The 24,029-nt window shown below is 34.4% G+C and carries 27 protein-coding genes and 1 tRNA gene; 21 read left to right on the forward strand and 7 right to left on the reverse strand.

The annotated features are described in order from the left end of the window. The first annotated feature begins 1 nt into the window (after position 1). From AB9K26_RS08745 to AB9K26_RS08770, 6 genes are all read left to right on the forward strand, one after another. Complete coding sequence (locus AB9K26_RS08745; RefSeq protein WP_369972177.1) at positions 2–1,195, forward strand: aspartate aminotransferase family protein; 1,194 nt, start codon at positions 2–4, stop codon at positions 1,193–1,195. Between the two features lie 157 nt (positions 1,196–1,352). Continuing rightward, on the forward strand, positions 1,353–2,756 hold the full coding sequence (locus AB9K26_RS08750) for a tetratricopeptide repeat protein (RefSeq protein WP_369972178.1): 1,404 nt from the start codon (positions 1,353–1,355) through the stop codon (positions 2,754–2,756). A gap of 106 nt (positions 2,757–2,862) precedes the next feature. Next, positions 2,863–3,831: a DUF368 domain-containing protein gene (locus AB9K26_RS08755; protein WP_369972179.1), complete on the forward strand. Its 969-nt coding sequence runs from the start codon at positions 2,863–2,865 to the stop codon at positions 3,829–3,831. Beyond that, on the forward strand, positions 3,831–4,850 hold the full coding sequence (locus AB9K26_RS08760) for a DUF368 domain-containing protein (protein WP_369972180.1): 1,020 nt from the start codon (positions 3,831–3,833) through the stop codon (positions 4,848–4,850). Before AB9K26_RS08755 ends, AB9K26_RS08760 begins: the two co-directional genes overlap by 1 nt. Continuing rightward, complete coding sequence (locus AB9K26_RS08765) at positions 4,843–5,592, forward strand: shikimate dehydrogenase (protein ID WP_369972181.1); 750 nt, start codon at positions 4,843–4,845, stop codon at positions 5,590–5,592. The genes AB9K26_RS08760 and AB9K26_RS08765 overlap by 8 nt, the downstream gene beginning before the upstream one ends. Before the next feature lie 69 nt (positions 5,593–5,661). Further along, positions 5,662–7,710 carry a DUF349 domain-containing protein gene (locus AB9K26_RS08770; protein ID WP_369972182.1) on the forward strand — a complete coding sequence of 683 codons (2,049 nt, stop codon included), beginning with the start codon at positions 5,662–5,664 and terminating at the stop codon, positions 7,708–7,710. Positions 7,711–7,780: 70 nt separating this feature from the next. Here the strand turns inward: AB9K26_RS08770 and AB9K26_RS08775 are convergent, their stop codons facing one another. Genes AB9K26_RS08775 through AB9K26_RS08785 form a run of 3 tightly spaced genes read right to left on the reverse strand, consistent with a single transcriptional unit; the run spans position 7,781 to position 9,984 of the window. Next, the gene (locus AB9K26_RS08775) at positions 7,781–8,953 is read right to left on the reverse strand and encodes a hypothetical protein (protein ID WP_369972183.1); all 1,173 of its coding nucleotides are present in this window, start codon (positions 8,951–8,953) and stop codon (positions 7,781–7,783) included. Next, positions 8,937–9,455, reverse strand: a complete 519-nt coding sequence (locus AB9K26_RS08780; RefSeq protein ID WP_369972184.1) for a hypothetical protein — start codon at positions 9,453–9,455, stop codon at positions 8,937–8,939. Before AB9K26_RS08780 ends, AB9K26_RS08775 begins: the two co-directional genes overlap by 17 nt. Continuing rightward, a complete protein-coding gene (locus AB9K26_RS08785) occupies positions 9,439–9,984 on the reverse strand; it encodes an RNA polymerase sigma factor (protein ID WP_369972185.1) in 546 nt (181 codons plus the stop codon). Before AB9K26_RS08785 ends, AB9K26_RS08780 begins: the two co-directional genes overlap by 17 nt. A gap of 110 nt (positions 9,985–10,094) precedes the next feature. Here AB9K26_RS08785 and AB9K26_RS08790 point away from each other — a divergent pair, with 110 nt between their 5' ends. Continuing rightward, the gene (locus AB9K26_RS08790) at positions 10,095–11,414 is read left to right on the forward strand and encodes a hypothetical protein (RefSeq protein ID WP_369972186.1); all 1,320 of its coding nucleotides are present in this window, start codon (positions 10,095–10,097) and stop codon (positions 11,412–11,414) included. 2 nt (positions 11,415–11,416) lie between these two features. On the opposite strand, the gene AB9K26_RS08795 is transcribed toward AB9K26_RS08790, so the two are convergent. Further along, positions 11,417–11,827, reverse strand: a complete 411-nt coding sequence (locus tag AB9K26_RS08795; RefSeq protein ID WP_369972187.1) for a hypothetical protein — start codon at positions 11,825–11,827, stop codon at positions 11,417–11,419. Beyond that, entirely contained in the window at positions 11,808–12,395 is a 588-nt protein-coding gene (locus AB9K26_RS08800) for an RNA polymerase sigma factor (protein WP_369972188.1), read from the reverse strand. Before AB9K26_RS08800 ends, AB9K26_RS08795 begins: the two co-directional genes overlap by 20 nt. Positions 12,396–12,533: 138 nt before the next feature. On the opposite strand from AB9K26_RS08800, the gene AB9K26_RS08805 reads away from it, so the two are divergent. From AB9K26_RS08805 to AB9K26_RS08820, 4 genes are all read left to right on the forward strand, one after another. Beyond that, positions 12,534–12,875 carry a DUF6249 domain-containing protein gene (locus AB9K26_RS08805; RefSeq protein WP_369972189.1) on the forward strand — a complete coding sequence of 114 codons (342 nt, stop codon included), beginning with the start codon at positions 12,534–12,536 and terminating at the stop codon, positions 12,873–12,875. 118 nt (positions 12,876–12,993) lie between these two features. Continuing rightward, a complete protein-coding gene (locus AB9K26_RS08810; RefSeq protein ID WP_369972190.1) occupies positions 12,994–14,781 on the forward strand; it encodes a DUF885 family protein in 1,788 nt (595 codons plus the stop codon). After that, positions 14,765–15,751: a hypothetical protein gene (locus AB9K26_RS08815; RefSeq protein WP_369972191.1), complete on the forward strand. Its 987-nt coding sequence runs from the start codon at positions 14,765–14,767 to the stop codon at positions 15,749–15,751. Before AB9K26_RS08810 ends, AB9K26_RS08815 begins: the two co-directional genes overlap by 17 nt. After that, the gene (locus AB9K26_RS08820) at positions 15,744–16,097 is read left to right on the forward strand and encodes a MauE/DoxX family redox-associated membrane protein (RefSeq protein WP_369972192.1); all 354 of its coding nucleotides are present in this window, start codon (positions 15,744–15,746) and stop codon (positions 16,095–16,097) included. The genes AB9K26_RS08815 and AB9K26_RS08820 overlap by 8 nt, the downstream gene beginning before the upstream one ends. A gap of 7 nt (positions 16,098–16,104) precedes the next feature. Here AB9K26_RS08820 and AB9K26_RS08825 read toward each other — a convergent pair whose 3' ends face one another. Continuing rightward, on the reverse strand, positions 16,105–16,785 hold the full coding sequence (locus AB9K26_RS08825) for a M15 family metallopeptidase (protein WP_369972193.1): 681 nt from the start codon (positions 16,783–16,785) through the stop codon (positions 16,105–16,107). A 33-nt stretch (positions 16,786–16,818) separates the two neighbouring features. Here AB9K26_RS08825 and AB9K26_RS08830 point away from each other — a divergent pair, with 33 nt between their 5' ends. From AB9K26_RS08830 to AB9K26_RS08875, 10 genes are all read left to right on the forward strand, one after another. Further along, positions 16,819–17,424 (forward strand): alpha-ketoglutarate-dependent dioxygenase AlkB, encoded by a 606-nt coding sequence (locus AB9K26_RS08830; RefSeq protein ID WP_369972194.1) that lies wholly within the window; start codon positions 16,819–16,821, stop codon positions 17,422–17,424. 361 nt (positions 17,425–17,785) lie between these two features. Continuing rightward, positions 17,786–18,712, forward strand: a complete 927-nt coding sequence (locus tag AB9K26_RS08835) for an alpha/beta hydrolase (protein ID WP_369972195.1) — start codon at positions 17,786–17,788, stop codon at positions 18,710–18,712. 240 nt (positions 18,713–18,952) lie between these two features. After that, on the forward strand, positions 18,953–19,813 hold the full coding sequence (locus AB9K26_RS08840) for an SPFH domain-containing protein (protein WP_369972196.1): 861 nt from the start codon (positions 18,953–18,955) through the stop codon (positions 19,811–19,813). A 1-nt stretch (position 19,814) separates the two neighbouring features. Next, the gene (locus AB9K26_RS08845) at positions 19,815–20,009 is read left to right on the forward strand and encodes a hypothetical protein (RefSeq protein WP_369972197.1); all 195 of its coding nucleotides are present in this window, start codon (positions 19,815–19,817) and stop codon (positions 20,007–20,009) included. Further along, complete coding sequence (locus AB9K26_RS08850) at positions 20,006–20,173, forward strand: DUF4177 domain-containing protein (RefSeq protein ID WP_369972198.1); 168 nt, start codon at positions 20,006–20,008, stop codon at positions 20,171–20,173. The genes AB9K26_RS08845 and AB9K26_RS08850 overlap by 4 nt, the downstream gene beginning before the upstream one ends. A 1-nt stretch (position 20,174) precedes the next feature. Continuing rightward, complete coding sequence (locus tag AB9K26_RS08855) at positions 20,175–20,681, forward strand: DUF1648 domain-containing protein (protein ID WP_369972199.1); 507 nt, start codon at positions 20,175–20,177, stop codon at positions 20,679–20,681. Further along, the gene (locus AB9K26_RS08860) at positions 20,678–21,613 is read left to right on the forward strand and encodes an alpha/beta fold hydrolase (RefSeq protein ID WP_369972200.1); all 936 of its coding nucleotides are present in this window, start codon (positions 20,678–20,680) and stop codon (positions 21,611–21,613) included. The genes AB9K26_RS08855 and AB9K26_RS08860 overlap by 4 nt, the downstream gene beginning before the upstream one ends. A 1-nt stretch (position 21,614) precedes the next feature. Continuing rightward, a complete protein-coding gene (locus AB9K26_RS08865) occupies positions 21,615–21,788 on the forward strand; it encodes an Arc family DNA binding domain-containing protein (protein ID WP_369972201.1) in 174 nt (57 codons plus the stop codon). Positions 21,789–21,844: 56 nt separating this feature from the next. Beyond that, complete coding sequence (locus tag AB9K26_RS08870; protein ID WP_369972202.1) at positions 21,845–23,170, forward strand: DUF819 domain-containing protein; 1,326 nt, start codon at positions 21,845–21,847, stop codon at positions 23,168–23,170. Positions 23,171–23,194: 24 nt separating this feature from the next. Beyond that, on the forward strand, positions 23,195–23,893 hold the full coding sequence (locus AB9K26_RS08875; protein WP_369972203.1) for a DUF4369 domain-containing protein: 699 nt from the start codon (positions 23,195–23,197) through the stop codon (positions 23,891–23,893). A gap of 35 nt (positions 23,894–23,928) precedes the next feature. Here the strand turns inward: AB9K26_RS08875 and AB9K26_RS08880 are convergent. Continuing rightward, a tRNA-Thr gene (locus tag AB9K26_RS08880) sits at positions 23,929–24,002 on the reverse strand. Positions 24,003–24,029 lie beyond the last annotated feature (27 nt).

Here is a 24,029-nt window from a genome sequence, read left to right on the forward strand (position 1 = left end):
AATGCGAGACGATTTTTTTAAATATCAAGCACAAACGTCACCTCACCCTTTGGCCATGGAAGTTTCACATGCTGAAGGATCTTATATTTACGATACAAAAAACAAGGCATATCTAGATTTTGTAGCAGGCGTTTCCGCATGTAGCTTAGGTCATAAACATCCAAAAGTTGTCAATTCCATAAAAGAGCAAATTGATAAATATTTGCATGTTATGGTGTATGGAGAATACATTCAAAAAACAGCAGTGGGTCTGTCAAAGCTTTTATCGCAGCACTTACCTAAACCGCTAGAAACGACCTATCTCACAAACTCTGGGACGGAAGCCATTGAAGGTGCCCTAAAATTAGCTCGTCGTGTTACTGGTAGAAGTGAAATTGTTGCGGCACATCACGCTTACCACGGAAACACTATGGGTTCATTAAGTGTGATGGGATATGAAGCTCGTAAATCAGTTTTTAGACCGCTCATTCCAGATGTTCGATTTATTGACTTTAATAACATTGAAGACATATCTCAAATCACTGAAAACACCGCTGCAGTTATTTTGGAAACCATTCAAGGTGGTGCCGGATTCATTGAACCTAAGAATGGCTATTTAAGTTCTGTTAGGAAGCGTTGTAATGAGGTTGGTGCTCTGTTGATATTAGATGAAATTCAACCTGGTTTTGGTCGAACAGGCAAACTATTCGGCTTTGAGCATTACGATTGTGTTCCTGATATTTTGGTCACTGGTAAAGGACTTGGAGGCGGCATGCCAATAGGAGCTTTCACTGCATCGAAAGCGCACATGGATTTATTACAAGACAATCCAAAATTAGGTCATATCACAACCTTTGGTGGTCATCCAGTTATTGCTGCTGCGGCTTTAGCAACCGTTAAAGAAATCACAGAGTCTGACTTGATGCCAAAAACGATTGAAAAGGAACAACTTTTCAGAAAACACCTAAAACATCCGTTGATCAAAGATATACGAGGACGTGGATTGATGCTGGCTGCTATCACTGATTCAGCAGATATAACCAATGAGGTTATCTTAAAGTGTAAAGACAAAGGTTTGATTCTTTTTTGGCTACTTTTTGAACCAAAAGCCATCCGAATAACACCTCCTTTGACCATTTCAAATGAAGAAATCATCAAAGGTTGTGCTATAATCAAAGAGGTTTTGGATTCTATTTCCAACTCTAAAGCCTTATAACTTACCAAACATACATGACTGATTACCAGAATTAAAAAACAAATTATTTCAAGACAAACTCTAACTGTTAATTAATTTGTTGAAAACATTGACAGCTATTATCGCGTTTTTAATGGGATAACAGTAATTTTAAATATCGATTAATCCTAATTTGCCTATGGAGTTCAGTCAACCTGACGACAACAACAATATTTCGCTTACAAGATTTGAATCCATGCTTAAAACCAATAATGTTTTATTCTTCGATTCAAATGAATTTGAAAACATCATTCATCATTATCTTGAAAATGGCAAAATAGCCCTCGCTAAAAAAGCCATAAAACTCGGCCTCGAACAACACCCATCTTCTGTTAACCTTAAATTATTTCTAACGGAAATATATATCATTGAAAATAAGTTCAAACAAGCTGACGAGCTACTCGATGAACTTCATATTGTAGAACCTACCAATGATGAAATTTACATTCAGAAGGCAAGCGTTTTTTCAAAACAAGATTTGCATGAAAAGGCAATTGATGTCCTAAAATCGGCTTTAAGTCTTAATCAAGACGAAGAGAGCTTAAGTGATTTATATGCATTGATTGGCATGGAATATTTGTTCTTGGACCAATTTGATGATGCCAGGGAATATTTTACCAAATGCCTTATGATCGATATGGAAGATTATTCGGCTTTGTACAATGTTATTTATTGTTATGATTTCTTAGACCAAAATGAGGAAGCTATTGATTTCCTAAACAAATACCTTGACAGAAATCCGTATTGTGAAGTCGCTTGGCATCAATTAGGACGTCAATATTTTACATTGAAGGCTTACGACAAAGCCTTATCGGCATTTGAATTCGCTATTATTTCCGATGATAGTTTTGTAGGTGCTTATCTTGAAAAGGGAAAGGTACTTGAAAAGAAAAAACTCTATGCCGAAGCTATTGAAAACTACAAAATCACTTTAGCCTTAGATGAGCCGACGTCTTTTGCCCTACTTCGCATTGGGCATTGCTACGAGAAAATAGGAAATAACGATTTGGCGGTTCAGTATTTTTATAAAACCGTTCATGAGGATCCTTTATTGGATAAAGGGTGGATTGCCATAACCAAATTTTACAATAAGCAACGCAATTACCAAAAAGCGCTTTTCTACATCAATAAGGCAATCAATATTGATGGAGAAAATGTGATCTATTGGAAACTATATGCGCAAATCAACCATCGATTGAATTTTCTGGAAGAAGCAGAACGCGGTTACAAAAAGACTTTGGATCTAGGCAATTACGAACTTCAAACATGGTTATCAAGGGCAGATATCTTGATTGCTTTAGGAGAATATGAAGCTTCTGCCTTAAACCTTATTCAGGCAGCAGAATTTTACCCAGAAACCGCTGAAATTGAATTTCGATTGGCAGGATTACATTATATGCTACACGAAACGAGAAAAGGTCAGTACCATTTAAAAAATGCCTTACTACTAGATAGCGAGTTTGATTTTATTTTAGAAGAGCTCTTCCCTAGCGTACTACAAAAACCTTCCGTCCAGGAATTTATTTCCAATAACAGAAAGTAAATTCTCGAAGCCTTTGTTTAACTTATTATTAAACTTGAGCCAGTTATCTTTTGGACCTAAAAGAGTCATTGCTATTTCTTACCTTTGCTGTTCTTAACAACAAAAAATGCTGAGACGATTTTCCGATTACTTAATTCTTACCCTTAAAGGTATTGCAATGGGTGCAGCTGATGTTGTTCCTGGTGTTTCCGGTGGAACCATTGCCTTTATTTCAGGTATTTATGAAGAATTGATTTCAAGCATCGATAATTTAAGTCTCAATGTTTTCAAGGTGTGGAAACGCGAAGGTTTTATAACCGCTTGGAACTCAATTAACGGTAGCTTTTTATTAGCCTTATTCTCTGGAATTGCCATTAGTATTTTGTCTTTAGCAAAAGTAATCAAATGGCTATTGCACAACGAACCCATCTTGTTGTGGTCCTTTTTTTTCGGATTGGTATTGGCAAGTATCCTCTACATTGGAAAGCAAGTTAAAACATGGTCTGTTAAAATTATTGCAGCTATTGTAGTAACTTCCATATTATCTTATTATATCACATTAGCAGAGCCCTTTGCTTCTCCTGATAGTTCAATTTATCTTTTGTTTTGCGGTTTTATTGCTATCATCGCAATGATCCTTCCAGGTGTTTCCGGAGCTTTTATATTACTCATTCTAGGCGCTTATGAAACTGCTATCAATACGATAAACAATTTAATTGAAGCTGTTTCAACCGGTAATCTTGAGCTTTTAAAAGACGCTTGCCTGAACTTATTACTGCTCGGAATTGGTGCTATAATCGGCCTGAAAGTGTTTTCAAAAGCACTCAACTGGATGTTCAAGCACCACAAACATCTAACCTTAGCCATTCTTACGGGTTTCATGATAGGCTCCTTGAACAAAATATGGCCATGGAAGGAAGTACTTAAAACCCGAATCAATTCGAAAGGCATTGAAGTGAGTGTTTTGGACAAAAGCATATTACCTAATGTTTATCCTGAAGATCCAAAACTCATGCTTGCCCTGATTTTTATGGTCGTTGGATTTGCCACTATCCTAATTCTCGAAAGTTTGGGATCTAAAAAAAATGAAGTCTAATGCCAACAACCAGAAGTCTTAAAGATCGTATTTTTCTGGTTGTTAAAGGACTGGGAATGGGAGCAGCCAATAAAGTTCCTGGTGTTTCTGGTGGTGTTGTCGCTTTCGTGGCTGGCTTTTATGAAGAGTTTATTTATTCCTTACAGAAGGTCAACAAAAAAGCCTTCATGTTACTTTTTAATGGACGCTTCAACAGCTTTTATCGCTACATCAATGGTAAGTTTTTAGGACTCTTGTTCTTCGGAATGATTGTGAGTTACTTTAGCGTTTCCAAAATTCTAGATTATTTTTTACAACATTATGAACTCTATGTCTGGAGTATGTTCTTCGGAATGATTATCGGTTCCATCTATTATATCAACAAGGATTTTCACGATTGGTCTTACAAAAGTATTTCGGCCTTAATCATAGGAATACTTTTAGGTATAAGCATCAGTTTTTTAGATCCAGCAAAGGAAAACGACCATCTCCTCTTTGTCTTCTTTTGTGGTATGATTAGCGTTTCAGGAATGACACTTCCCGGATTTTCAGGTTCTTTTATTCTGATTCTCCTTGGCAATTACGTATTGCTTCTTGTCGATTCGGTGAATGCACTTTACGATACCATTTCAGATATTTTTAGTGGTGACTTTAGTTTCGTCGATAACCCTATCAGGATGCGACTCCTGAAAGTACTTAGTGTATTTACTCTTGGTTCTGTAACAGGATTGGTCACATTTTCACATATTTTAAGCTATGTACTGAAACATTTTAAAAGCATAACAACAGCTTCTATCATAGGTTTTATTATTGGATCGCTAGGTGTTGTTTGGCCTTGGAAAAAAACAATTTTCAAAACACAGGAGGATGGATCGTTCTTGATTGATTCAAGAGGTGAAAAAATCATTCAAAATTACGAACGCTACTTTCCTGAGTTTAATTCAGAAACATACACTGCCATTGGCTTTATAATTCTTGGAATTTTAATCGTGTTGGCTTTGGAATGGTATGGTCAACGCACGAACAAATCACATGCATAGATTAGGTTTAATAGGAAGAAACATCTCTTATTCATTTTCAAGAGGCTATTTTTCAAAAAAGTTTGAAGCCGAACAGTTGCCTTTTACTTATGAAAACTTTGACATTGACGCCATTTCAGAGTTCCCTAAACTCTTAAAAGAGAATCCTGATATTTCTGGACTTAACGTTACCATTCCTTATAAAGAGGACATCATTCCATATTTAGACAAGCTTGATAAAAAGGCAAAAAAAATAGGGGCTGTAAATACGATTACTTTCAATAAAAAAGGACGGCTTAAAGGTTATAATACCGATTGTTATGGTTTTAAAAAATCCATTCAACCCTTTCTAAAAAAACAGCATAAAAAAGCTTTGATTTTGGGTACAGGTGGTGCTTCAAAAGCGGTCGCTTACACACTGAAAAAGCGCAATATCAAATGTGACTATGTATCCCGAACCAAGGGTGAAAAAATCAAATTTACTTACGACGAACTTACGGTCGACATCATTGAGTCTTATAAAATCATTATTAATTGTACACCCTTAGGAACTTATCCTGAAGTAAATGTTTGTCTGAACATTCCTTACGACGGAATTACAGAAAAGCACTTATTGTACGATTTGATTTACAATCCTGAAGAAACCAAATTTTTGAGATTGGGAAAACATCAAGGTGCACAAACTTGCAACGGACTTAAAATGCTAGAGTTTCAAGCTGAAAAAGCTTGGGAAATCTGGAAATCAACCTTCAACAAAGTCTAAATTGGTTAACTTTTTTGTTATTAGCACGCCTATTCCTATCTTAGCCCTTTAACCTTAACACATTGAAAAATGTCAGAGCTTGATAACCTGCAAAATGCAGATGGAAAAAAAGAGATGGAAACTGAAAATGTTTCAGCTACGGAAAATAACCAAGACGCAGATAATGCAACTTCAGAAGTTACCGAAACCACTGTTGAAAATGAAAATTCAACTGATACTGAAGTAACCTCTTCTGAAACTAAAACAGAAGAAATTGATAACACAAGTGATGAGGTTAAAGAAGATATCACTGAAGAAAACACTACTGAAGCTGAGGAAAAGAAAGATGCTCATGTTGATGAAATTGATGAAGCCAACGCTGAAGATGCCGAAGACGAATCAAATGTTGAACGTCACACTCTAGAAAGCAAAGATTACCATGCCATGAGTATGGATGCATTGGTCAAGGAGTTTGATGCCTTATTAAATCAGCATAAAGTTCAAAATATCAGATCTCAAGTTTCAGATATCAAATCTGAATTCAAATCGAAATTTGACGAACTTCTCGAGGAAAAAAAGGAAGAATTTATCAATGATGGTGGCAATGAAATTGATTTTCATTTCTCAACTCCTACCAGAAAACAATTCAACGATCTTTATAAAACCTATAGAAACAATCTGAACTCTTATTACAAGAACAGAGAAGCAAGCCTAAAGGAAAATCTTGAAAAAAGACTTGCTATCATTGAAGAAATCAAGGGTCTTATCAATGTTGAGGAAAATATCAACACGACCTACAATCACTTTAAAGAGCTACAGGAACAGTGGAGAAATGCTGGTCCGATACCAAGAGACAAGTACAACAATGCCTGGAATTCGTACCATCACCATGTAGAGATTTTTTATGATTTCCTTCATTTGAATCGTGATTTGAGAGACATGGATTTCAAGCATAATCTTGAGAAAAAAACTAAGATTATTGAACAAGCTGAAGAACTCGCTAAAGATGACAATGTCAATAGAGCATTTAGAGAACTACAAGTACTCCACAAACTTTGGAAAGAGGAATTAGGTCCAGTTGCCAAAGAACACAGAGAAGAAATCTGGGAGCGTTTTAGCACTGCAACAAAAGCCATTCACGACAAACGACAAGCCTATTATGCAGATTTAGATAAGGCTTATGAGGTCAATTTAGAAAAGAAAGAGGAGATTATTGGAAAGATTGACGCCATAGCCCAAGACCAGCCGAAAAATCATCAAGGTTGGCAAAAGCAGATCAAGGAAGTTGAAAGTTTACGACAGGATTTCTTTAATGCTGGAAAAGTTCCGTTGAAAGCAAATGAAGCCACATGGACTAAATTCAAAACGACAGTAAGAGCTTTTAACAGAAACAAAAATGCTTACTACAAAAATCTTAAGAAGTCACAGTACGATAACCTTAAGAAAAAACAAGAGCTCATTAAAATTGCTGAAGACAACAAAGACAGTGAAGATTTTGAAGCTACGACGCCATTAATGAAGAAAATACAATCTGATTGGAAAACCATTGGACATGTACCACGAAAAGATAGTGACAAGATCTGGAAGCAATTCAAAAAAGCCTGCAACCATTATTTTGACAGACTTCATGCCGAACGTAATGCTGCAAATGAAGAAGAAATGGAAGCGTTTCAAAAGAAATCAGAACTTTTGGATGGTGTTAAGGCCCTGAGTTTATCAGGCAAGCCTAAAGAAGATATTGAAACCATAAAGGATCAAATCAATTCTTGGAAAGCTTTAGGGTCTGTTCCGAGAAACAAACGCTTCATAGAAAAGAAATTTCATACTGCCATTGATGAACTGTTCAATAAATTGGACATGGATAAGGCTAAATTGGAAATGATCAAGTTTGAAAACAAACTGGAAACCTTAGCCAAACCTGAGGATACAAGTCTGTTAGACAATGAGCAAAACTTTATCCGAAAGAAAATCAAGGATATCAAGGGTGAAATCAACCAATTGGAAAACAATATGCAGTTTTTTACCAATGTTGACGAATCAAATCCATTGGTTAAAGAAGTTATCAAAAACGTGAAAAAGCACAAAGACGAATTGCAAGTTTGGAAAGACAAATTGAAAAAGGTTAAAAGCATGTACTAATAGTGCATCGAAAAAATTAGTTCCAAATAAAAAAAAAGCGTTACACTAATAAGTATAACGCTTTTTTTATTCAGCTTTTCGCTTCGATAGAATCCTTTCCTAACCTTACAATTCCATTGGTAATATTAATTTGGACTTGATTTGAAACGGAATCGGAGTCATTACCGAGAACCAACATGTTTGAAGATTCCTTTTTTTTACTAGGTGGTGTTTCTATCCTGGCTTTACCAGTATAATGAACAGTTGCATATCCAAAAGTTTTCAATAAAAAATTAGAGTGGTCTTCTGGATAGAAAGCATTGACTTTAGAGTATTCCGCATTAACGGTAAAACGTCCCATTTGCTCTGAGAAATTATACAACCAATATTCACTATTAAAATCATTTATTATATTGTTTTTACCGATTTCAATAATATGGAATTTAGAGAATTCAGAATTAATGACCGCATCGTTTAATGTTCCAATTACCACCTTATCAAGATCTTTAAAAGCAAATCTACCACCTAAAATTTGATTGACTTTAAACGAACCGCGTTCTATCTTAAACCATGAATCGTCATTTTGAAATCCGTGACTTCTTATAGTACTATGATCAGACTCACAAGCAATTTTGTTGGTTGCCAAAAATCCGAATTCGACCTGAGAATGTCTTAGGTTTAATTTCAATTCTAAAGATTTAGGTATTTTAACTACAAAATTTAGTTTATAAGACTTAAGGCTTTCCAAGTTTACCTTTTCAGTTGTACCATCCTCTTTGTACTTCAATAATGACTCAAAAAATCTATTGTTTTCACCATTATCAAAAGACAATTCTTCTTCTAACTTTTTAATCAATTCCTCTTTCGACTTTTTTGGTTTAGATGTCTTACTATCAAATAACACATCGATGTTTTCTAAGGTAACTCCGAAACTACTTTCAAGGTGATATACTTGACTTGACATTTTATCTTCGCTATCGACTTTTAATGTATAAGCACCATCTTTTTTGAATACATCGACTTGTATTCCCGAAATGATTTTGTCGATTTCCTTCTTATTGTGTTTTTTAAATGCAATGTTGTATTCAATATGGATCTTTTGATCAAAAGACTCCTCAATTTGCACAGATGTGTTTCGCAAATCCATTTTAAAAATGGCATTTGTATCGACATCTAATGTCTTACTGAAAATGTTTTGATGTTGGGCATTGGCAATTACTGATGTGATGAACATCAAAACCAATAGTTTAAATGGTGTTTTCATGTTGTTCGTTTTTTTGATGAATTAATTTGATTTGTGATTGAATATCCTTGAGAATACTTAATCGTGTTTTTAGATTATTGACAAGCTCTTCAATAATCAAAATGTTATTCGATTCGAGTTTGTACTGTTTTGAGATCTCTTTGTAATCTTGATCTAAACTTTCCAATTTTTTTCTAAATCGTTCTACCAACGCGTCATCTTCGGCAATGGCTACAAATTTTTGCCATTCATTATCTATATCCTTGAGATATTGACTTTCCAGCGTTGCCATTTGATCTTTAATTGTTGGCTCGCTTACAGATGGAGACAGTACTTTTGTTATTAAAAACCCGATGGATAAAGTAATCAGTAAAATAGCTGCAAACTTCATGAGTGGTAGTGATGGCTTTTGTGCACTTCTATTTTGCTTTTTAAGTTTTTGTAAAAACTCATCTCTATGGAATTCTGGAAGCGGTTTGTGTTCATCCTCTGTTTTAAATAATTCTCTAATATCTTGCTTCATTGTATAATGCTTTTAAAAGTTCTTGTAATGTTTGCTTTCCACGTCTCAAATGTGTTCTTGAGGTTTTAATGGGAATATTTAAGATTTCCGATATTTCGGAATGGTCATAACCTTCAATTAAATAAAGTTTCACCACAATATTGTATTTGGGTTTTAACTGCTCAATAGCCTTAAGAATAGCTTCCTTTTTTATTTCTGAATTAAATTCCCAAGAGGTTTCATCAACCTTTGAAATTGATTCAACATCCAAAGGTTTAAAATCAATTTGTTTTTTCTTAAGCCTATCTAAGCAAGTATTTATGATGATTCGCTTGAGCCAGGCTCCGAAAGAAAATTCAAAATTGTAACGATCTATATTTGAAAATGCCTTCAGAAATCCATCTTGCATCGCGTCCTTAGCATCTTCTTCAGATAAATAACGACAAGCTACCGTATACATCCCTTGGCAATACAAATCATAAATCTGCATCATGGCGCGTTCATCTTGCACCTTACACTTGGAAATTAAATCATAGTTGATTATTGACATTCAATCTTAGTTAGTATTCAGTATTAAAAACGAAAAAAAAGGTCCAGGGTTTCAAAATTCCAATATTTTTTTCATAAAAGTCTGTATCTTTAATCTCAAACCCAACCAAAATGAGTTCAGATTACAACAGTCCAGCGTTTAAAAAACTTCTGAAACGCCTTCAGGAAGAGAGCTGGCAATTGGAGTTGATTATTTCCGGTTTTGCAATTTTTGGCTTATTTACAGCTTTCGGACCAATAAGTGAAGCTGCTGAAGCTGCTCAAAACAAACAACAGCTAGCATCTACAATCATTTTGATGATTGCAGTTATATCCTGCGCGATTTTAATATTTAATTTATTGCTTCATGTTGTGCTTCGTGGTTTATGGATAGGAGCTCTGGGTTTGCGATATGTCTCAGGTGAAATTGACTATGAAGCCTTAAATTATAGTGAGAAGTTCACAAAGTATCTCAAAAAAAGGGTGGGTTCTTTTGACAAATATGTGGCTAGGCTTGAAAACTATTGCAGTGTGATTTTTGCTATCTCATTCTTGCTCATTTTTTATGTTTTGGCAATTACCTTTACGATTATTACGATTGTTATTATTGCTACTCTCATAATTGATAATGACAGTTTGCCTGAAACGCTAAGAACGGTTATTGGAGTTGGGTTGATTCTTTTCATTATTTTGGGAATGATTTTCACCTTTATCGATTTTATTACTCAAGGTTGGCTTAAACGAAAAAAATGGTTGTCTAAAATTTATTTTCCAATCTATTGGGTGTTCAGTTTCATAACACTTTCCTTTTTATATCGTCCTTTGGTCTATAATTTTTTAGATAATAAATTCGGAAAGCGACTAAGCTTCGTTTTACTACCTGTTTATTTTGTAATTCTGATTTTGACCTCAATGAAATACAAACCTTCAAATTACTTTGAAAAAGCCGATTATTCTTCAGAAATCTCAGCCAGCAGGAGTAATTATCTTGACCTGATTAAAGAAGATAACGGACTAATAGATGAATTTGCTATTTCCTCAAAAGCAGTTACCACACCATATCTCAATATCTTTATGGAATTTACAGATGATGTAGAAGACTACGTGTTCAGTTTCAATCCAGATTTAAAACCCGATAAGGACAAAAGAGGTTTAAGAAGTGACATTATTTTGATCAATGAAAATAACTGGTCAACCATTACAAAAAAGCGTAAAACTTATTTAAAAACCTTAAATGAGGTCTTTTCTATAAGAATTGACTCAACAGATTATGACTCTGAATTTATTCTCTCAGAAAGCAATCATGAAAACTTAGGTTTTGAAACATTTGTGAACATTAAAAACCTTGACGAAGGCAAGCATTTACTGAAAGTCTTAAAAAAACGAATCAAAGATGGAGATACAGCTAAATATTTGGCTTGTAATATTCCGTTTTGGTACTTTAAGGATTGATTTTAATGGAAGCGTTTATTCAATTGATGTTTCAAAATTGGTAATTGTATACAAAACATAATCGCAAACAATACAATAACATTAAAAGTGGTTTGTGACATCTCTAAATTTGGAATCCAATTCGATAATTTAAAATTCATATCAAAAGTAAACCCTAAGTTTTCTAACCACGAAGACTCTGAAATTGTATTGTTAAAATACACATAAACAAAAGATGCCATTGACACCAGAAGAATTAAAAACCACATAGATTTTGATATCAATGGTTTGTAAGTTGTATACTTTGAATGACTATACACCTTTATTTGAGACATGACATTATTGGTAAAATCCATTGACGGACTTTCAATAGCCTTTTTTCCTGCCACTTTTCGAGACAATTCGTCTAAATATTTATCTGCGTTCTCTTTCATAATGTTCGATTATTTCAGGTTCCAATTGCAATTTAAGCAACTTTGCCAATTTTTTCCGTGTTCTAAATAACTTCACTTTAATAGCGTTGGAATTGATACCGACAATAGTCGATATTTCATCCAACGACAGCTCATCAAAGTAATATAAGGTTAATAAAAAGCTTTCCTCACTTGGTAAATTGTTGATACATGCTATTATAATTTCAGATTTTTCCTTTTCTTCAATACTGTCAAGAATGTTGTCTAAAGCTCTTACTTGGTGAGCCGTGAATTCATTGATCTCAACATCATTGAGATGCTTTTTGTTTTTCTTTATTCGATCCAGACAAGTATTGTAAGCCACACGATACAACCAAGTTGAAAACTTTGAATCACCCTTAAAGCGATCTAATTTCTGAAAGCTTTTAACGAATGTGTCTTGTGCCACTTCCTCAGCTTCTTCCCTATTTTTCAACATACGCATTGCCAAAGTAAACACCAAATCCTTATAACGATCTACCAATACCGCAAAAGCATTGGTGTCACCATTAATAACTTGATTGATGATTATTTGGTCGTTAGTGGTCATTTTAATGTTAAGACGACAATCTTAAGCGTATGGTTACAATAAGTTTTTTAAATTATTTTGATAAAACATGTAACCAAGAATTGAAACCTGTCGTCATAAGCTCAAACATTTAAATTTAATCAATTAAAAAACAACATTATGGAAGTAATCATTGTCGGAATTATCTTCGGAACCATCTTCGGTGTATTTTATCTTTACTTTTCAACACGAAACAAAGAACGTTTAGCGCTCATCGAAAAAGGAGCTGATGCTTCAATTTTCATCAAAGGAAAACAACAAACGGCACCAATCTGGAAAGTCTTGATTTTAAATTTAGCACTATTGCTTATGGGAATAGGTATTGGCACATTTTTAGCATCATTGTTAGACAGTTTAACAACGTTACACAAAGAGGCCGTCTTTCCAGCGTCAATTTTTCTAATGGCAGGTCTAGGCCTTTTTATCGGATTCAATTTGACCAAAAACCTAGACAAGGAATAAGACTAAATCAAACCAACCTCAACTTTAACTGCTATTTAACGATAGCAGTTTTTTTATGCTTTATTTTACCGTTAGATTAGTACCTTTAGAATCTAAATTTGAAAACCAATACCCAAACATGAAAAAACTAATTGTCTTAAGTTTTATAATCATTTGTTTTACCTCTTGTAAAAAAGATAAAGAAGAGAATGATGCCAATATCGTGATTCAGGAAAACGAAGCTTTTGAAACCCTTTTGGAAAATTATTATGAAGATGGACTAAGATTAGATCCTATCAATGCAACAATCTCTGGAGATAATCGATTCAATGATCAATTCCCTAATTACTTATCTGACGACTATCAAAATAAAGTAAAAAACTTTTATGAGCATTATAAGTCTGAAGTCAATACGTTTAAGGATGAAGATCTTTCTGCAAGCCAAAAATTGAGTAAAGAAATTCTGAATTGGGAATGTGACATCAATTTGGAAAGTTATAATTATAACGAAGACTTAACTCCTATAGATCAAATGTGGACCTTACAATTAAGTGTTGGACAATTAGCAAGTGGTTCTGGTGCACAACCATTTGATACAGTTGAAGATTATGAGAATTGGCTTAAACGTTTAGATGGCTATATGGCTTGGATGGCTTCTGCTGAAGAAAAAATGAAAGAAGGTATAAAAACGGGACACGTACTTCCAAAAGCATTGATCGAAAAAGTACTACCACAGTTAAAGTCCTTAACCAACTCCAATCTTGAAGAACATTTGTTTTATCAACCTATTGTTGGAATTCCAAGTTCTTTTTCTGAAGCTGATAAAACAGAAATCACAAAACGATATAAGGGAAAAATTTTAAATGAAATCATTCCTGCTTATACGAGGCTCCATGAGTTTATGAGCTCCACCTATTATGATGCTGGACGTACGACAAGTGGCATATCAAATACACCAAATGGGAATGATTATTATCAACACCAAATCAAGGAATACACAACCACAAATATGACCGCAGACGAAATACATGAACTAGGATTAAAAGAGGTTTCCCGTATTTTATCTGAAATGGAAAAAGTAAAAACACAAGTAGGTTATGAAGGTAGTTTGATTTCATTTTTTGATCACGTTCGAAACAACAAAGAATTGATGCCTTACGAAGCTCCTGAAGAAGTTATAAGACAATTCAACAAAATACATGATAGAATTAAACCTCAAATTGACAAACTGTTCGACTTAAGACCTTTCACCAAATTTGAGGTTAGACGAACGGAAGCATTTAGGGAAGCCTCAGCCAGTGCTGAATACAACCAAGGTTCTTTAGATGGTTCAAGACCTGGAATATTTTACGTTCCAATTCCTGATGCTACAAAATACAATACCTTCTCTGATGAAGCATTGTTCTTACATGAGGCTATTCCTGGTCATCATTTCCAAATTTCATTGCAACAAGAAAACAAGGAGCTTCCAAATTTTAGAAGAGTCCTTTGGTATAGTGCTTATGGTGAAGGTTGGGCTTTATACTGTGAGTCACTCGGAAAAGAACTAGGTTTATATGAAGATCCTTACCAGTATTTTGGAATGCTCGGTATGGAAATGCATCGTGCCATACGCTTGGTAGTTGACACAGGAATTCACACTAAAGGATGGACTCGCGAGCAAGCAATCAAATATTCACTTCAAAACGAAGCTGAAAGTGAAGCTAGTATAATTTCAGAAATTGAGCGTTATATGGCAAATCCTGGACAAGCACTATCTTATAAAATCGGCCAGTTGAAAATTATGGACTTGCGTAAAAAAGCAGAGCAAGCATTAGGAGACAAATTTGATATTGCCCAATTTCACAACCAAGTCTTAGAATCGGGATGCATTCCGTTAGCCTTATTAGAAAATAAAATAGACAATTGGATTGATTCGGTTAAATAAACTATATAGCCTTTTTGCATGTATTGTATTTGCTACTGGTTTTTCACAAACGAAAGTCATCAGTAGCGAAACCAACTATCCAGTGTCTTACGCGACTATTTCTTTTGGTGACGGACAAGGGATTTTTGCCGATGATGAAGGGTATTTCTATTTTACTAAAAAACTCTATCCTGATGTTGACTCACTTTACATTTCGGCTTTGGGATTTAAAGACAAAACCATTGCTGCAATAAACTTAAAGGAAACTATCTATTTGGATACTGAAACCGATGCTCTGGATGAAGTGGTGATTAGAGCGAATCTCAATAGAAAGTTCAAGGAAGAAACCATGAAAGCCTATCTCGATGATGATTATTACAAGTGTTGGCTTCCTACAATCGAGAGTGAGATCGCTGTGTTTTTTCCAAATGAAGATGATAAGCTAAAGAAAATCTCCTCGATCCTGTTTCCAATTACATTAGAATCTAGAGATTGGAATAAACGCAAACGCAGCAATGCCGATAAGCGTTCTTTTTCAACCTTATTCAAAGTGAAATTCTACGCTAATGAAAAAGGCACTCCTTCTTATCCTTTGACCTATGAGAATATCGTGTTTAGGGCTACTGAAAAAAATGGTGACGAGTTTCAACTTGATGTTTCCGAATATGACTTAATAATTCCCGATAATGGTTTTTTTGTGTCACTTCAAGTGTTAGGCTATACAGATAAGTCTGGTAAACTTCTTCCAAATAAAAAATACAAGGAAATAAAAACCAAGGATGGTGTCGTGAAAATACCAACAAATTTCAGACCCTTACTGCCATTTACCAATGAAATTGATGATCACAGAACCTTTATAAAGCGGGTTTTTATAAATGGAAACCAATGGGTTCAGTTTAAAAAAGGAAATGGCATCGAGTCCAGTTTACTTCGTTCTGATCTAAATAATTATGGCGTTGGTATGACTTATAACGTTTATAAAGATGAATAACCCTTGGCATCTTTACGTTATGGCTGTAATGTACATTACTGCTGGCATAATGCATTTTATAAAGCCTAAAATGTACATGCGTATCATGCCTCGATATCTACCTAATCACAAGCTTTTGGTTTATTTAAGTGGTATTGCCGAAATTGTTTTGGGAATTACTATATGCTTACCTGCATTACGATCTTTGGCTATTTATGGTATCATAGCTATGCTCGTCGTTTTCTTACTGGTTCACTTCTATATGTTGAGTGGTGATAAAGCAAGTGCTGGTATCCCAAAATGGATTTTAATACTTAGAATTCCTCTACAATTTGTTTTAATATATTGGGCTTGGTCGTATTTATAATTTTGAATCACTCGATTTCAAAATCAAAATAAGTACTTGGAAAAGGTTCCCATCGCAACGTAAAATGCCACCATTCCTTTGCATAATTCCTGAAATTATGTTTCAGCATGACGCCTTGTAATAATTGTCGGTTAGCTTTTTGCTCATCGGTTAGATCAGGATGATTTACCCAAGATTCCTTTCCGAAAAAATCATAAGGACTTCCCATATCTAAAGGCTCATTGGTAATACCATCTATAATGGTTAAGTCTAAAGTACTGCCTCGGCTATGACCAGAACGTGTTGCTATATATTCTTCCCTAAACAAATAACGCTTTTCAACGTCAGGATAAAACTCTTGCTTATTAATCGTGTCATTTAAATCCTTTGCCCAACGCATAAAATGATTGACAGCCCTTTGAGGCCTATAACCGTCGTACACTTTAAGACAAAGATTTTGTTGCTGTAAATCGTGCTGGACTTTCTTAAGAGCATTAACTGTTTCCTCTGTAAGGATTAATTTGTTTGCCTTATAACCATCAATGGTATCTCCTACGAAGTTATGGGATGAATAATATCGTAATTCAACATCAAGGTCTGGCATCATGGTTTTAGCATAAACAAAGCCCTTTGGCAAATCGATTTTTTGATTTTGATGCATCAAAAAAAAGAACAATACAAGTGATATGACAGCTATTTTGAGTTTCATATGATATAAGCTAATTTAGATAAAAATAAAGTGATGGACTTATTTTCAAATGAAAAAACAATTTTACGGCTTCCTGATGCTGAACTCATTTATATTCCAAATTTCTATAATACTGATCAAGCTGATTTTTATTTTGAAAAATTACGCTCTGAAACCGAATGGCAACAAGATGACATTAAAGTATTTGGAAAGACATATAAACAACCAAGATTGACAGCACTACATGCCGAAAACCAACTAAGCTACTCCTACTCTAACATAACCATGTATCCCAAACCGTTGACACCTACATTATTAAAAATCAAATCGGATGTCGAAGATGAAGCGAAACATTTTTTTACGACCGTATTGTTAAATTTATACAGAGATGGAAATGATAGTAATGGCTGGCATGCTGATAATGAAAAGGAATTGGGTCAAAACCCAGTCATCGCCTCTATTAGTTTTGGAGCAACTAGAAACTTCCATTTTAAACATAGGGAATTAAAAGCTGAACGCTATAAGCTACCTTTAGCGCACGGCAGTCTTCTTATTATGAAAGATACCATGCAACATCATTGGCTTCATCAGATTGCTAAAACAAAGAAAGTTACTGGCGAACGGATCAATCTGACGTTCCGTGAAATCAAAAACTTCTAAAAAGAAAAAACCGAGATCCCTCAATCTCGGTTTTCCTAATTTGCGTTTTTATTATGTGGTAGATTTAGGGTCACTAAGTCAGCACATAAGCAAATATTAATTAATTAATCCATTGAACTAAAAACTAAATTTTAGTACACTTCAAATATAGAACAGTATTTTAATTTTATAGTTTAAATACACTATTAATCGATGAAATACATTAAATTTTAACATTTAAAGATAAAAACATGCATTTCATCGATGAAATACAAAACAAAGTATTTCAACTTTATACATTGAAACCAATATTTTTTACAGCTGCTCGTTATTCTTTCGTATAATTCTTTATGTATTTTTGAGGATGAGATTATATCAAAACATGAAAGGACTTTTTATTAGCTTAACATTATTTGTAACGTTTACATTCAATGCCCAAGAACATGAGTTTATTTCTAAACCCGTAGCTATTACATCTCTTATCGATGGAACTCTAATGACTCCTACAGATACGGAAGAGCTTCCGTTAGCTATTATTATTTCTGATGCTGGTCTGACAGATCGAAATGGCAATCAAAACTTTCAAAAAAACAATATTTTAAAAAAACTAGCGGAAGGACTTGCACAAAATAATATTGCGAGTTTTAGGTATGATAAACGCACCATTAAGCAGATTAGACGAAGCAGTGTAGATCAAGATATAAGTTTTGATGACTTTGTTTTAGATGCCATTTCAGTTGTAAACTACTTCAAGGAACACCATAGTTTTTCTAAAGTAATCATCATTGGCCATGGTCAAGGCAGCTTAATTGGTATGTTGGCCTCTAATTCTGGAGTTGACAGTTACATATCTTTAGCAGGTTCAGGAAAGCCTATTGATCAAGTAATCCTGGATCAAGTAGCTCAAATGGATTCTTCTTTAGTGAAAGGAGCAGAATCAGCATTTAAAGAACTTAAATCTGGAAACATCGCAAAAAACTATCCTCAAGCCCTAGGTTCTGTTTTTAGTTTAGACATTCAACCCTTTATGAGAAGCTGGATGAAATACCATCCTGAACAAAAGATTAAGGAATTAGATATACCTATTCTAATTGTTTCTGGAACAAAAGACTTACAGGTTCCTGTTTCTGAAGCTCAAATGCTTCATGAAAATGCCAAAAACAGCACTTTGGAAATTATTGAAAACATGAACCATGTCCTTTTTATAATTGAAGGTAAAACCTTAGAGAATTCGAAATCCTATAATGAGTCCTTTAGACCCATTTCCAAAACTCTCTTACATATAGTCAGCAGCTTTATCAATAATTAGCTAAAGTGACCTCAATTAAAAAAGCACCTCAAATCGAGGTGCTTTTTTACTAACTAACCAACCAAATGAAAATGTTACTCCACTTTTGAGGCAATCACTCCTCACTAGCATCATCATAAGCATTTACAATTACTATAAAGCAAATGGTGTGCCAAACTTGATTTGTAATATTAAATTATTTAATATATATTTGATATCATATTAATATCATTTTAAAATAATCAATCAAATTCTATAACGATGAAAGAAGAAAAAATAATTGTCCCAGCAAATGGCTATCTTATGCTATTCCTATTTATAGCTTTGTTTTTTGGAAGTATTATTTCAATGATTGTACTTGAGAGCCCTTGGTTCATTGTTTCAATATTTATTGCGATATTGATTGCACCAGGTTTTATCATGGTACAACCTAACGGCTCAAGAGTATTGCTCTTATTTGGAAAGTATGTTGGAACTGTTAAAAGAAATGGTTTCTATTGGGTCAATCCTTTTTATACTAAAAAGAAAATTTCATTAAGAGCTAGTAATTTTGATAGTGAGCGATTAAAAGTCAACGACAAATTGGGTAACCCAGTTATGATCAGTACTATTTTGGTTTGGCGTGTTCAAAATACTTACAAAGCTGCATTTGATGTAGACAATTATGAGAATTTTGTCCGTGTACAAACAGACGCTGCTGTTAGAAAATTGGCAAGTATGTATCCTTATGACAATTTTGCTGATGAAGGTGTTGACGAGGATATCACTTTACGATCTAGTGTAAATGAAGTGAGTAATGCTTTGGAAAAAGAGATCGATGAACGTTTATCCATCGCAGGAATCGAAGTACTAGAAGCTCGTATAGGCTATTTAGCTTATGCTCAGGAAATAGCAAATGCTATGTTGAAACGCCAACAAGCAACAGCTATTGTGGCGGCTAGACATAAAATTGTTGAAGGTGCAGTAAGTATGGTGGAAATGGCTATTGAAGAACTTAATAAAAAAGAGGTAGTTGATCTTGATGAAGAACGCAAAGCCGCAATGGTGAGTAATTTAATGGTAGTTCTTTGTGGTGATAGAGATGCAACTCCAGTAGTAAATACAGGAACTTTAAGTCATTAAAATGAATAAGAGACAAATCTATAGCATAGCTCTTGGGAGTTCTTTTGGAACAAGTATCGGTGTTTCTATTGGAGCTGTTATTGGAAATATAGCCATGAGTATTGTTTATGGGTCTTTGATAGGGTTAATTATTGGCGTTATCATAGCATTAATCATCTTTAATAATGATAATAACAAAAATGACACTGATTTATGAAAGAATATAAAGTGATAAAACCTAAACTTGGCTGGAGAAATCCAACTGAAAAATTAGAGGAAATCTTGAACAAACATGCCAAAGAAGGATGGAGAGTAACATCAATAACTCCAAACCAGCATATCATCTCTTTTATTGTATTTGAACGTGATAAAAACAGATAATATGAAAACCAACAGACCCAAAATAATTGTACCTCGTGAAGGCATGGACACAATAGTTGACCTTTTATCTCTTTCAATTTTGATCTTGACTTTTGTGTATGTTGGACTTAACTATTCTGAATTACCTGAAATCATTCCATCACATTTTAATGCTAAAGGAAAAGTCGATGGTTATAGTGAAAAGATTTTAATTTGGTTAGTACCTATTATTGCTATGGTGTTATTTATTGGTATGTTCATAATAAACAAATATCCACATCACCATAATTATATGGTTAATATCACTGAAGACAATGCGCTTAAGAATTATAGGTTCAGTACTCGAATTATTAGATTCACCAATCTTTTTGTCATGCTTACGTTTGCATTTATAGCGTATTCTATGATACAAGCAGCAAACGGACAAAGCATTGCCATTGGTTCTTGGGTACTCCCTATCATTATTGGGTTTACTATCATCTTACCTATTGTTATTTTTGTCAACTATAAAAAAATTAATAAATCATGAAATTTAAATTATTAGCAATCGTTGCCTTATGTTTTAGTTTTTCTCATGCACAAGACAATTTCATATCTGAGGAGATTCTAGTTATGAATGACAGTATCCAGCTGCCAGGTACGTTAACATATAATGCTGAATTGAAACAACAACCTTTATTGATCTTTGTAAGTGGTTCAGGAAATCCCGATCGTAACGGTAACCAACCACAATTTGGAGTCAACGGAAATTACATCAAGCAATTTTCTGAAGCGATGAATAAAAAAGGGATTGCTTTTTTTAGATATGATAAACGCAATGTGACCGCTTCAAACATTAAATTTATAATGGAAAGTTATGAATTTCAAGATCTTGTGAATGATGTTTCAGCTGTTATTGATCAATTTAAAGACGACAAACGATTTAACAGTATCACACTCATAGGTCATAGTCAGGGTTCTTTGGTGTCTATGATGGCTACTAATGAACATGTTGACAAATACATTTCATTGGCAGGAATTGGTGAATCTGTTGACAAAACGATTATCAGACAGTACAACGCTCAAAGTCCAGAGTTAGCTAAAGTTGTGGCAGCTCACATCGATGAGTTAAAATCGAGTGGAACCATTGAGGACATCAACCCAATGCTAATGGGTTTGTTTGCCAAGCAAAACCATCAATTCTTAAAAAGTTATTTGAAACTCGATCCTACTGAAGAAATCAAAAATTTAGAAATTCCTATTTTGGTGATTAACGGAACCAAAGACGTTCAAGTTGAAGTAAAAGATGCCGAAAACTTGCACAATGCCAATCCCGATTCAGAATTGGTTATAATAGATAAGATGAACCATGTTCTAAAGGTCATTGAAAAAGATGAAGATAATTTAGCATCTTATATGTCGCCTGATTTTCCCCTTTCGGAAGCATTGGTAACAACCGTTGAAAAATTTATCAAAAAATAGCATGGCAAAAAAGAAAGCATTTGCATTACGTATTAATGAAGATATGCTCAAGGCTATAGAAAAATGGGCTGCTGATGAATTCAGAAGTACCAATGGCCAGATTGAGTGGATGCTAATGCAATACTTGAAAGATAAAAACAGACAACCAAAAAAGAAAAATGAAAGCGACTCTTAATGTCGCTTTTTTTATGCGCATTTATTTTGGTATTTTGCAGCTTTAAAAATTTCTATATGGATACTACGCAATTAACTGAAGTAAAACCTTTTTTCACTGATGATACCATTGTTTTTGGATTATTAATGCTAATGTTAGGGTTTGTTTTTTACACCTCTACAAGTGAAAACAGCATTTGGAAAAAGTTTTACAAATATGTTCCAGCGTTACTAATGGCGTATATGCTACCAGCAGCTTTAACCACCTTTGGAATAATTGCACCAGAATGGGGAATGGAAAACAATCAAGGTACCTTAGTAGAAGTTACCGGAAAATCTCAAGCCTATTACATTGCGAGTCGATTTATGCTTCCAGCCGCATTGGTTCTTATGACTATAAGTATCGATTTAAAAGCCGTTTTTAATTTGGGCTGGAAAGCTTTAGCTATGTTTGGTACTGGTACATTAGGAATTATTATAGGTGGTCCAATTGCTGTATTTTTAATTGCATTGGTATCTCCTGAAACTGTAGGAGGCGCTGGAGCTGATGCGGTTTGGAGAGGTTTAGCTACTCTTGCAGGAAGCTGGATTGGTGGTGGTGCCAATCAAGCAGCTATGCTTGAAATTTACGAGTATAACACTGCAAATTATGCAGGTATGGTTATTGTTGATATTGTTGTTGCTAATATTTGGATGGCGATTCTTCTGCTAGGTATTGGAAAACAAAAGAAAATTGACAAATGGCTAAAAGCAGATAATAGTTCTATTGAGACCTTAAAGGAAAAAGTATCGAGTTATGCTGCCAGTATCTCAAGGACTCCATCGCTTGCAGATTTCATGGTTATTTTGGGTGTTGCATTTACGGTTGTTGGGATTTCTCATTTTGGAGCAAACGAAATTTCTGAATTTTTAACCTCTAATGTTGAAGCTGTAAGTGATAAAAAATCGGCCTGGTCATCATTTGGATCGCAATTTTTCTGGATGATTTCAATAGCCACCATTCTAGGCATTATATTGTCATTTACAAAACTGAAAAAATATGAAGGTGCTGGTGCAAGTAAAATAGGGAGTGTCTTTATTTATATTCTTGTAGCCTCTATAGGCATGAAAATGGACCTTACTAAAATTGTCGATAACCCAGGATTAATAGTGGTTGGTTTAGTTTGGATGGCGATTCACGTTGCTTTACTGTTTTTAGTTGCAAAACTGATTAGAGCACCATATTTCTTCTTAGCTGTTGGAAGTAAAGCTAATATTGGAGGTGCAGCATCTGCTCCTGTTGTAGCCGCTGCATTCCATCCGTCTTTGGCAACTGTAGGTGTTTTATTAGCAGTTTTTGGATATGTCGTTGGAACCTATGGTGCAATGCTTACTGCTGAATTAATGAGACTGGTTGCTCCATAACTTAATTAACATTTTATATTTCACATGACAAAAACCTACAAATTTCTAAGTTTCATAGTTGTAATCTTGCTGTGTATTTCTTGTGAAAAAGACAAGAAGACAAACTTTACACTAAAAGGCTATGTAAAAGGTTTAAAAAAGGGCACTGTTTACTTACAGAAGCTCAATGATACGCTTATGGTAACTTTGGATTCCCTTGAAATCAAAGGCGATCCTAATTTTGAACTATCTGCCAATATTAGCGAACCTGAACTCTTTATTCTGAAACTCGACAAAAATGATGACCAAGAAAACTGGGTGACCTTTTTTGCAGATACTGGTACTACTAAAATCACTTCAACTCGAAAGTTGTTTAACTTTAATGCTAAAGTGCAAGGCTCTGAACAACAAAAGGTTTTAGAGGAATACAAAACAACGCTATCAAAGCTAAACAATAGAAACCTTGATAGGCTTCAGGAAAATTTTGAAAACAATACAGGCAAGACTATTTTAGAGCAACAATTGCAGTTTACCAAACAAAAGTACAGCTATACGATTAACTTTGCCATAAATCATAATGATAGTGAAGTGGCTCCTTACTTAGCCCTTTACGAAATTCCAAATACATCAACCTTATATTTAGATAGCATCTACAATTCTTTAACCGATCGTATCAAAACATCTAAGTACGGAAAGCTATTAAAAGAAAACATAGCCTTGCGAAAAACAAAAGACAGTATATAAAAAAATCCAACCAAACGGTTGGATTTTTTTGTTTGAGCCGATAGAGGGACTCGAACCCACGACCTGCTGATTACAAATCAGCTGCTCTAGCCAGCTGAGCTATATCGGCTTTTAAGCCTGCAAATATAATCTTGAA

It is taken from the genome of Psychroserpens sp. XS_ASV72 (assembly GCF_041224425.1).
Lineage (GTDB): Bacteria > Bacteroidota > Bacteroidia > Flavobacteriales > Flavobacteriaceae > Psychroserpens.